Raw genomic sequence first — 6726 nt, 5'->3', positions numbered from 1 at the left:
AAATCGTATACCGCAACAAATACGTGAATAATTTACGTGGCAAATTTGCCACCAAAAATAAGTTGACGAGATTCCTGACCTGACTCAGCATTCAGGTAACAACAGGAGCTAATCAACATGACTACCAAAGAATACGGCCTTCTCTGCTACAACGGCAGTGAGCGGGCACCTAACTTTTATTACCGCAACCAAGCGCTCTGCGATTCCATCCTCGCGCTCATCATCTTCGCTCTCGTTGGCGCCATGCTCTTCGCTATGGCCCAGTACGGCGTGATGGCATCTTAAGGGGAGGTGAGAATGTGGAAACAATCAGTATTGAGACCGGGAAGTCTTACAAGACACGCAGTGGCGAAAAGGCTGTAGTATTCGGTCAGCACCCCACTGCGCACACAATGACCCTGTGTGGATTCATAGCGCATGGCTTAAGAGACTTTGCTGTCACTTGGAATACAAACGGCAGTGTTGCGGGCGAAGGTGGTAAACCCAACGGCAATGACCTCATCGCCGAATGGGTAGAGCCCAAGCGCATCAAGGGGTGGCTGTCCATTGCCGCTGGCTATGCGGATGCTCCTATCTGCGAAACCCGCGAAGAGGCTATTCGTCGGTTTAGTGGCGAACCTGCCGCCTGCATCTTCATCGACGTCCTCGAAGGTCAAGGCTTAGATGGGAGTGCCAACAATGGCTAACCCGTCCACCAGGCCCACCACAGTGCCCATCGCGCAATATGAGGCTGCCCAAGACGCTCTGATGAAAGCACTGCTCGGAGCCTTCACCAAGAACTCGACATATCTTCGCATGGGTTTGGATAAGGCTGTTGCCAACAACGTCGTCAAACTGACTGAGGACGAGGAAGGCCAGAAGATTACGGCGGTCGAGTGGGGTGCCCAATGACCCCCGCCGATATCCGCCAAGAGATGCTGCAACAGAATTTCCAGCCCGGCATCGGTCGCATCGTCTTCGCGCCTGAAACCCGCAACCCCAAACCAGCCTGCTTGCTTCTCGACTACAAAGGCGTCCTCGCCAGCGACAAGCAACAGCCTCACGATATCGCCGTTCGTGTCTCTTCCAACCGAGCCTACGCAAAGCCAAAGGCCTCGGTTGAAGAGCGCGCGAAGGCGTGGATGGAGCGGCACCCCGCCGTGTACCAGCTCTTCTGCAAGTTCGCCCTGGAGATCGCCAATAAGCGAAACCGCTTTTCGGCAAAGGCCATTGTTGAACGGCTGCGATGGGAAACGGCGGTGCAGGGCGGGGCTGATTTCAAAATCGCCAACGCCGTGACCACGTATCTCGCCCGGCGTTTCATGCTGGAGCATCCCGAGCACGCCTCGCTGTTCCTGCGGGCGAAAAAGGGAGGGGCGGCGTGATTACCTTGGCATTGTTCTTTGGGCTTTGGCTGAACAGCTTCAAGTGCCCAGTGATCTTGGTCATCGCGGCAATTTTCGCTGACTACGCATGGCTGACGGCGGCGTTTAATTAGAAGAGAAAGTGAGGATTTTGAGAAACTACCTGCGCCTTGGACCAATTCACATCAAGGTCTCCAACAAGTACCTGGCTAACTGGGGATACCCGCTCCTGAAGATCGGCGGCGCCGAATTCTGGAGCCGGAGCAACGACGGACGACGTATGCTTGCAGCCTACCATCCACGCAGCAGCCTGACGTGGCTGTGGGCGCTTTATGTCTATCGGGGGAAGGCTATGGGGCCGACGAACTGGAAGCATCGCGGCACGCGCGATTTCGGCCTGTTCGGATGGGTGCTGCACTACTCTTGGCAGCAACGTATGCCGGTTCGCCCGCCGTCGGCAGAGGTTTAGATCAGGTTTGGCCTCGCAAGCCAACACACTCATAATCAACCAAAGAGGGAGAAAACCCCCATGCCTAAAAAAAAAACCAACAAATACTTCGTCGGCCAGCTCGACAAGCCAAAGCGCGGCCTGCCATTCCGTATCTTCCGGCAGCGCAAGAGCATGCTCGGCACCATCATCGACGAGGTGTGCCTCAAGACTGGCTGGAAGCGGATGAAGACCGGCTACAAGCGGGTCGGCCCGTTCCTGAAGAGCCAAGCGGAAGTCCGCGCCGACAAGCGGTTCTGGGAGGGCAAGGGCGCCCGCTAACCCGCCGCCGAGGCCTGCGACATCTGCGCTGAGCAACCAAATCTCAACGCCGGTGTTGTAGGCCATCGTCGGCTGTGGAGATGAGTTATGCGTACCATCGTTCTGTGTGTCGGCTTCCTGACTCTTGCCGGGTCTGCCTCGGCACAAACTATCCTTTCCCGTGAACCTCACACCCTGAACCCGTTCGCCGTGGTCTACGTCCAGGGCGGCAACTGCTCGGTCGGGAAAGTGATGAAGGTGACCGGGATGGATCGGCGCCAGCGCAAGCGGACATGCGTCACCCTGGACACTGCGAGCGCCGCCCATTGAGCAACTTCGAGCGTTTTGCCCCCTTCGCAATCATGGGGGCGTTCTTGGTCGCACTTGTAGCGGCGGGAATTTATCTGGCGCGGCTGTAGTCAGAACCGACCAAACAGGGCCTTTTTGTCCAATTCCCGGATCTGCGCCTTCAGCTGCCGCGTGCCCACCAATTTGATGCCGTGACGACGTGCGAGCTTCGCAACAGAGGACGTATTGCGTTTCAACGCCGCTGCGGCCCGAAGGATGGATGCTCCCTCGGCTGCCATCTGCTGGAGTCGAGCGATGTCCTGATCGGTCCAGCTCCTGCTCGTGATATGCGGCATGCAACCTCCCTTTGTTCCGGCGAGGTTGCGCCATTACCGCGCTGTGGTCTGCCCGGCTGCCGACAGACGGGAACATTAATTGCTCCTTGGTGGAACAAAGCGGCACACGCGCACTTGCCGTGGCAATACCAGCCACGGATCCCGGCCTGCTGGTTTGAGAGCCAATTGCTCCCGTCGGACAACGCGGAGCTGGCTGATGCCTCAGCACCCCAATGCGCTTCTCGCTAACCTCTCACAGGCAACCTTTCAGAAGATCGAGCCTCTCCTGAAAGTGGTAGAACTACAGAAGGGACAAGGGCTAGCTGACCCTGGAGATGAGCTTTTCCGCGGCTACTTCCCTCACAGCGGCATCCTATCATTTGTCGTTGAACTACCAGGCGGCGGGGCGGCCGAAACCTGCATTGTGGGGCGTGATGGTGTATTCGGCGGGCTGCAAGCGTTGAACCATGGGCGAGTGCTCAATCGCGTCGATGTCCAAGTGTCCGGGGAGGCGTCAGTCGTTCCTCTGACGGATTTGACCCGTTTGCTCCTGGAAAATGATGAGTTCCGCAAAGCTATCATCTCCTACGAGCTGTTCGCATTCGCCCAGGCCCAGCAGCATGTCGCCTGCAACAGCCATCACACAGTTCAACAGCGCCTGGGTAAATGGCTTCTGCGCATGCATGACCTCGTCGGACCCGAGATCCCACTCACGCAGGAGTTCATCGCCATCATGATCGGAGTGAGACGGACGAGCGTTTCCGATGCGGCAAAGGAGGCCCACAAGCTCGGGATCATCGACTATTCAAGAGGCAAGATCCGCATTCTCTCGAAGGAGAAGCTCGAAAGTTACTCCTGCGAGTGCGTCGATCATATCCGGGGTTATTACAAGCAAGCTTTCGGAGCGGAAGACGAAACTTAACAATGCCCCCCCGCGTAGCTTTCCAAAGCGAAAGGCCACGCCCCATGCCGCAGTTCTTTCTGAATATCGAATACGATGATGGCTCCACGTGCGATGACGCAGACGGGGGAATGTACGAGAATACGGATGCTGCGATGTCGGAAGCCCGGAAGGGGCTCAAAGCTCTGATTTGCGAGACCATTGATATAGACAGAGCGGTTGTGGCAACTAGCATCCATGTCGTGGACGATGGCGGTATCGAACGGGGAGTGGTGTCGATTGGGGCGGTCGTGCCGGACTGTTTGAAGGCAGCGCTGAAGGCGGAGTGAGCGCATACGCCGGGAACAGGTTAGATTGCCACGCGTACCTATGCGTTGCTGTCGCGACGAGAAACCGGCAAAATCGCCGCGTCCATCAGTCCCCGTTACGGCCGGTTGACACCCGGCGTATGCTGCCTTGGCAATGGCCTGGAGCTGGAAAGGTTTCAAGCTTGATCATCCCATCATGCGAAACCAGTCTCGTACTGCTAGATCTAGCCGATCTACTTCGTCTTCGGACAGGGGGGAGCAATGGGCAATCGGACCGCGCAGCAGATTGAGGCTGGCCATAACCTTCTGTACCGCACGTTGGCTTTTGAAAATCGTTGCGAATAGCGACCAATTGGACGTGATGATCACCGAGAGATGTCCGAAAGTCGAATAGTCGATTGACTGGTCTGACCGCGGTGTTATCCCATTATCAAGCTCTCCCTTTTGCAGATCTGCCACGTACTTTTGAATTTCCGCGCTGACCTTAGACGTCCACCAATTTGCGCCTTCGGCCTCCTCTAACGTCTCCGATATCAATTTCCGAATTGATTTTTCCAGGCAATAGAACATCTCGTAGTGCTGGGCCATCTGAGCGGCCTCTTTTCGCACTTCCTGCTCAAACTGAGGGTAGTACTTTAGAACGGTCTCCTCGGTGACCTTGACTGTGTGGCCGAGTTCCACGTTGAACTGTTTTTCAACGGCACGCAGATCTTCACATATTAAGAAGCCCGACATCCCGAACGAGCGGATTTGATCATCACTCTTCATTTTTCAACAGATGCTCTTTAAGGCTCTTGAAGATGGCGTTGAAGACAGCAATATCCGACGTCGCCGGCAAATTTAAATTAATCGTGTACCCGAGGTTGAGCCCCATGCTTTGAGGAAGGTGAGGCGGCAGGTGCGGAGGCGTAGGCGTAGGCGGAGGTGGATCTTTAGAATCGTCGTGCGTGATGATCGAAACCTTCGTTGCCGCGCCAAGGTCGGCAAATTTCTTTAGTCCTTTGATGGTGGCTAGCGTCAGATTGACTACAGAGGAATCGTGAGCTTGGCCGGTCTCCTCCACTATCAATCCGCGAAGGTCCTCATCGGCCAGTTTGTACCAAGTCTCATTTCGCTGAAAGAGAGCGGGGTAACCAACCCGCAGCGCCTCCAAGACGGCAGCGCCGGAGGTGGTCGGATTGCGGAAGCGTTTGTAGATATCCGAAGGGCTTCCGTCTGCCTTCACGAACCCGATCTTTTTCAGCAACGCAGCTACCTGATTTCCCGAGCCGCCGGGGATCTTCAGGATCGATTTAACAAAGTCCTGTCCTGCTTGCTCGGGCGTAGCAGCGGCTTTGATGCCCAGAAGAGCTTTTTCGATATTGCCGGGGGCGGTGACATAAGTCAGTGCAGCCATTTAGTGCTCCGTATGCGAATCACACATCAAGCCTCCGTGCAGCCCGCCTGAAATGCAATCGCGGTTGTCAACTTGCTCACAGTTGTGCCCATAATCCCCTCGCTCCGCACACGCGACACACCGCACGGGGAAGTCCAATATCGGGAAACGGCTAAGCCAGGCATGGCCCGCTAGAGGCTAGCGAGTGCGGAAGGGCGCTCGGTCAGGAGAAGGAAACCGTCTCCAGCAACGGACCCATGGGGAAGCGCAAGGATTCTGTTTGGCCGTTTGTTCTGCCGGCGCTCGACCAAAAGAAAAGGCCCCTCGGGGCCTTCTTCATTCCAGCTACCTTAGTCGATGGAGATGCCATCCTTGTTGATGACGTGGGAGTTGCTCTGGAAGAAGTTATCCGCGTCGGGGTTCTTCTTTGCCTGGGCATAGGCTCCGGTCATTGCGCCGACAACCAGCGCAGCTCCGATAAACAGGACAGCCATTTCATTGTCTTCTCGTTGATTTGTATCCGTCTTTCGACGTGGTAGAATCATGACGCAATGCAGCTTGTCTGTGAAGATGCCGTAACAGATTGAATTGTAAGGGAAGAGGTCGAATGTCGGTCTACGATCCGCTCCGCATTTGCTTGGAAGGCGTTCAAGGGGAGACCCTGGCTCTCTCATTCACCGAGATAGAAGCCTTAACAGGCCGGGCGCTGCCGAAGTCTGCTCACGAGTATAACGAGTGGTGGAGCAACGAAGACCCGGACAAGACCACGCACACGCAGAGCAGGGCGTGGACGACTGTCGGCTTTGATGCCGAAGTTGATAGGGGCAGGCAGATCGTCACCTTCAGACGGCGACAAGCATAGCTTGCCAAGATTCCATCTGCTGTGTGCATAATCCGGCATGACAGAAAAAGCTGCGCGACGGGGTCGTGACAGTAAGCAGGGAGCGAACGCAGTAGGTCGCCCGCGCGTTAAACTGAGCGACCTCGATCCAAACTGGAAGACGATCATGCACCTCCTTTATCAGGAGGGTGGCACCGATATCGAGGTACGGGTGGCACTGGCCATCCCACCTTCAATGGCCATGAGCCATGACCTTTGGTACGACCTGATCGAGCGCGAGCCAGAGTTTTCGCAAGCGGTTAAAGAGGGAAACCTGCTCGCTGAGGCATGGTGGATGCGAAAGGGGCGGGAAGGCCTCATCTCCTACGAGGGCGTCAAGTTCAACAACACGCTGTGGATCGTGAACATGCGGCATCGCTTCAAGTTCACAGGCGCTGATCGAGTGACCGACCATAAGCAGGGAGAAGAGGCGAAAGAGCCCGTCCAGTTCTATCTCCCCGAGAACGGGCGCCAGAAGAAAGTTAGTTGACGAGATTCGCCGCTTGAATCACGCTTTCAGCAAATGAAAGGGTTATCCAAGTGAAGAA

Annotated in this window: 15 protein-coding genes; 11 read left to right on the top strand and 4 right to left on the bottom strand. The window is 55.9% G+C overall.

The window, feature by feature from the left end:
• Positions 1–117 precede the first annotated feature (117 nt).
• From ACIQ17_RS29270 to ACIQ17_RS29240, 7 genes are all read left to right on the top strand, one after another.
• Positions 118–285, top strand: a complete 168-nt coding sequence (locus tag ACIQ17_RS29270; RefSeq protein ID WP_398472938.1) for a hypothetical protein — start codon at positions 118–120, stop codon at positions 283–285.
• 14 nt (positions 286–299) lie between these two features.
• Positions 300–686 (top strand): hypothetical protein, encoded by a 387-nt coding sequence (locus ACIQ17_RS29265; protein WP_398472937.1) that lies wholly within the window; start codon positions 300–302, stop codon positions 684–686.
• Positions 679–891, top strand: coding sequence for a hypothetical protein (locus ACIQ17_RS29260; RefSeq protein WP_398472935.1), 213 nt, complete (start codon positions 679–681; stop codon positions 889–891). Before ACIQ17_RS29265 ends, ACIQ17_RS29260 begins: the two co-directional genes overlap by 8 nt.
• Positions 888–1364 carry a hypothetical protein gene (locus ACIQ17_RS29255; protein WP_398472934.1) on the top strand — a complete coding sequence of 159 codons (477 nt, stop codon included), beginning with the start codon at positions 888–890 and terminating at the stop codon, positions 1362–1364. Before ACIQ17_RS29260 ends, ACIQ17_RS29255 begins: the two co-directional genes overlap by 4 nt.
• Before the next feature lie 121 nt (positions 1365–1485).
• Positions 1486–1812 carry a hypothetical protein gene (locus ACIQ17_RS29250; RefSeq protein ID WP_398472933.1) on the top strand — a complete coding sequence of 109 codons (327 nt, stop codon included), beginning with the start codon at positions 1486–1488 and terminating at the stop codon, positions 1810–1812.
• A gap of 60 nt (positions 1813–1872) precedes the next feature.
• Entirely contained in the window at positions 1873–2112 is a 240-nt protein-coding gene (locus ACIQ17_RS29245) for a hypothetical protein (RefSeq protein WP_398472931.1), read from the top strand.
• A gap of 87 nt (positions 2113–2199) precedes the next feature.
• Complete coding sequence (locus tag ACIQ17_RS29240; RefSeq protein WP_398472930.1) at positions 2200–2421, top strand: hypothetical protein; 222 nt, start codon at positions 2200–2202, stop codon at positions 2419–2421.
• 89 nt (positions 2422–2510) lie between these two features.
• Here the strand turns inward: ACIQ17_RS29240 and ACIQ17_RS29235 are convergent, their stop codons facing one another.
• Positions 2511–2735 (bottom strand): hypothetical protein, encoded by a 225-nt coding sequence (locus ACIQ17_RS29235; RefSeq protein ID WP_398472929.1) that lies wholly within the window; start codon positions 2733–2735, stop codon positions 2511–2513.
• 196 nt (positions 2736–2931) lie between these two features.
• Between ACIQ17_RS29235 and ACIQ17_RS29230 the strand changes: the two genes are divergently transcribed.
• The gene (locus ACIQ17_RS29230; protein WP_398472928.1) at positions 2932–3636 is read left to right on the top strand and encodes a Crp/Fnr family transcriptional regulator; all 705 of its coding nucleotides are present in this window, start codon (positions 2932–2934) and stop codon (positions 3634–3636) included.
• A 44-nt stretch (positions 3637–3680) separates the two neighbouring features.
• A complete protein-coding gene (locus tag ACIQ17_RS29225; RefSeq protein ID WP_398472926.1) occupies positions 3681–3944 on the top strand; it encodes a DUF6894 family protein in 264 nt (87 codons plus the stop codon).
• A 165-nt stretch (positions 3945–4109) separates the two neighbouring features.
• Here the strand turns inward: ACIQ17_RS29225 and ACIQ17_RS29220 are convergent, their stop codons facing one another.
• From ACIQ17_RS29220 to ACIQ17_RS29210, 3 genes are all read right to left on the bottom strand, one after another.
• On the bottom strand, positions 4110–4691 hold the full coding sequence (locus tag ACIQ17_RS29220; protein WP_398472925.1) for a Swt1 family HEPN domain-containing protein: 582 nt from the start codon (positions 4689–4691) through the stop codon (positions 4110–4112).
• Positions 4681–5319: a DUF5343 domain-containing protein gene (locus ACIQ17_RS29215; protein WP_398472924.1), complete on the bottom strand. Its 639-nt coding sequence runs from the start codon at positions 5317–5319 to the stop codon at positions 4681–4683. The genes ACIQ17_RS29220 and ACIQ17_RS29215 overlap by 11 nt, the downstream gene beginning before the upstream one ends.
• 329 nt (positions 5320–5648) lie before the next feature.
• Positions 5649–5792, bottom strand: coding sequence for a hypothetical protein (locus tag ACIQ17_RS29210; protein WP_398472923.1), 144 nt, complete (start codon positions 5790–5792; stop codon positions 5649–5651).
• Between the two features lie 113 nt (positions 5793–5905).
• Here ACIQ17_RS29210 and ACIQ17_RS29205 point away from each other — a divergent pair, with 113 nt between their 5' ends.
• Positions 5906–6160: a hypothetical protein gene (locus tag ACIQ17_RS29205; protein ID WP_398472922.1), complete on the top strand. Its 255-nt coding sequence runs from the start codon at positions 5906–5908 to the stop codon at positions 6158–6160.
• A gap of 37 nt (positions 6161–6197) precedes the next feature.
• Positions 6198–6668, top strand: coding sequence for a hypothetical protein (locus ACIQ17_RS29200; RefSeq protein WP_398472920.1), 471 nt, complete (start codon positions 6198–6200; stop codon positions 6666–6668).
• The last annotated feature ends 58 nt before the right edge of the window (positions 6669–6726 follow it).

The organism is Tardiphaga sp., assembly GCF_044340795.1.
Classification (GTDB): Bacteria; Pseudomonadota; Alphaproteobacteria; order Rhizobiales; family Xanthobacteraceae; genus Tardiphaga.
Note: the sequence above shows the minus strand (reverse complement) of the source record. Positions and strands in the feature narration are given on the sequence as shown.